Annotated in this window: 2 protein-coding genes; both read left to right on the top strand. The window is 46.3% G+C overall.

The genetic code is table 11. The features are described 5' to 3' along the window. Nucleotides 1-130: 130 nt before the first annotated feature. Entirely contained in the window at nucleotides 131-1,681 is a 1,551-nt protein-coding gene (gene istA, locus B5D25_RS12655) for an IS21 family transposase (protein ID WP_143000694.1), read from the top strand. Continuing rightward, nucleotides 1,674-2,429 (top strand): IS21-like element helper ATPase IstB, encoded by a 756-nt coding sequence (istB, locus tag B5D25_RS12650; protein ID WP_078788320.1) that lies wholly within the window; start codon nucleotides 1,674-1,676, stop codon nucleotides 2,427-2,429. The genes istA and istB overlap by 8 nt, the downstream gene beginning before the upstream one ends. Nucleotides 2,430-2,436 lie beyond the last annotated feature (7 nt).

Genomic DNA, 2,436 nt, shown 5'->3' with positions numbered 1-2,436 from the left:
TGTAAACGGTATACTATTTTCCATAGCTGACGGCATTTAATTTTCCATAGTTTCGGCACTTAATTTTCCATAGATCACGCCTTTGGGGATATACTCATCCTCGGAGGTGATAAGAAAGGTGAAAGATTGGATGATCTACGAGAAGATTCAGGAACTGAAACGAAACAAACTAAACAAGTCCCAGGTAAGCCGTCGGCTTGGGATAGATTACAAGACGGTACTGAAGTATTGGGATATGGAGCCTGATGGCTTTGCCAAGGCAAGAGACCAGGCGAAAGAACGGATTCGAAAGGCTGACAGATATCGGGATATCGTCTTAGAATCGCTCCATAAGTATCCCGACATGACTGCAGCTCAGATCTATGACAGGATCAAGGAAGTGACCGGCCAATCGAAACTAGATGTCCGAGAGCGGGCATTTCGGAATTATGTTGTATGGATCAGAAACGAATACGGTATAAAGAAGCCGGATGCTACCAGACAGTATGAAGCGGTTGCAGATCCGCCGATGGGGAGTCAGGCACAGGTGGATATGGGCGAGATATCCCTTGAGACTGACAACGGCCGACATAAGAAGATCTATGCTTTTGGCATGGTGCTGTCTCACTCCCGATATAAATACATCTATTGGATAGACCACCCTTGGACCACAGCGGATTTCGTTGAGGCGCACATAAAGGCATTCACATACTTCGGAGGAATGCCACGGCAGATAGTATACGATCAGGATAAGGTCCTTGCCGTCAGCGAGAATCACGGCGACATCATATATACGGCCGGATTTCAGAACTATCACGATACAGCCGGATTTGATATATATCTGTGCAGAGGAGCTGATCCGGAGAGCAAGGGCCGCATCGAGAACGTCATCAAGTATGCGAAGCATGGGTTTGCGGAACACCGCGTATTCCATGACATAGACAGTTTTAACGAGGACTGCATCGCCTGGCTTGCGCGCACAGGCAACGCAAAGGTTCATGAAACAACCAAAAAGATACCGGCTGAAGTATTCGCCCTCGAAAGAGAATACTTAAAACCGGTATCAGAATACAGTTTTGCAAAACCTGTCAACGCAAGTATAGACTATCTTGTCCGCAAAGACAACGTGGTTCTTTATAAAAGCAACCGATACAGGGTGCCGAAGGGCACGTACGCTAAAGGGAAGAAAGTCCACGTCCTTCCGGAAGGTAATGAGATATCCATCGTGGATGCTCTTACCGGGGAAATATATGCTACACACCCTATTTGTCTCGGTAAAGGTGAATTGATCGGTTCATCATCTCATGATCGGCGGGATATGAGCCAGACGCTGAAGGATCTGGATACAGCAGTAAAGGCTCTGTTCGACAATGATGAAAATGTTGCAGACTTCTTGTCGCATGTGCATGAGGAAAAGATCCGATACTACAGGGATCAGCTACTCGAGATCCGCAGACTTTGTAAGGAATGGGATACAGATACCATCCTCGAAGCCGTGGCTTACTGCAGGGAGAGGAATCTGTATTCAGCATCCGAGCTTAAGTCGGCCATATATTTCCTGTCTAAGTATAAGGAAGACAGCGTAAAAGTCGCAAATGCAGGCATTGTATTGCTACCCGAAAAATATCGTGGCGGATCCCCTCCGATCCGTGAACTGAGTTTATATGAAACAGTCATGGAAAGGAGCCGCAAAGATGGATAAAACACAAACAATAAAAGCGTCAGCCCAGACCCTTGGGCTGACACATACCAAGATATCTCTTGATGAGATACTTCATACAGCACAGGAGAACGATTATAGCCACCTTGATCTCATAGGATATATATTGGACTGTGAGATAACATACCGCCAAGATAAGGCAAGAGAAAAGCGAATAAAGGAAGCCGGCTTCCCATACCCGAAATACCTCAAGGACTTTGACTTGAGTTTCTGTAAGGCCATTAGCAAGAAACAGTTTAAACAGCTGTCAGAACTTGCGTGGATAGACGGGATATACAACTTGATACTGTCCGGACCTCCGGGAGTTGGGAAAACACATCTGGCTATCGGTCTTGGATATCAGGCCTGCGAAGAAGGTTATAAGGTCAGTTATACGACCATGCAGTCCCTCATAAAGACGCTCAGAACCGAAGAAATAGACAGGCACGCCGGTGTAAAGATGCGAAGGATAAGAGCATCGAACCTTCTGATCATAGATGAAGTGGGCTATCTTCCGATAAACGCAACGGAAGGAAACATGTTCTTCCAGCTGATATCCGAACTGCAGGAACGGACAGCAATCATCATAACAACAAACAAGGGATTCGAAGAATGGACAGAGTTCCTTGGGGACGCTGCGCTTGCGACCGCTATATTGGACAGACTCGCATATCAATGCGACAAGATCCCGATGAATGGGAAGAGCTACAGGCTCGAAAACAGAAAATCATTTTTAGAAGAAATGGCATAATGGCAGG

The sequence above is a fragment of the Eubacterium ruminantium genome (assembly GCF_900167085.1).
In the GTDB taxonomy this organism is placed as follows: domain Bacteria; phylum Bacillota; class Clostridia; order Lachnospirales; family Lachnospiraceae; genus Eubacterium_Q; species Eubacterium_Q ruminantium.
Note: the sequence above shows the minus strand (reverse complement) of the source record. Positions and strands in the feature narration are given on the sequence as shown.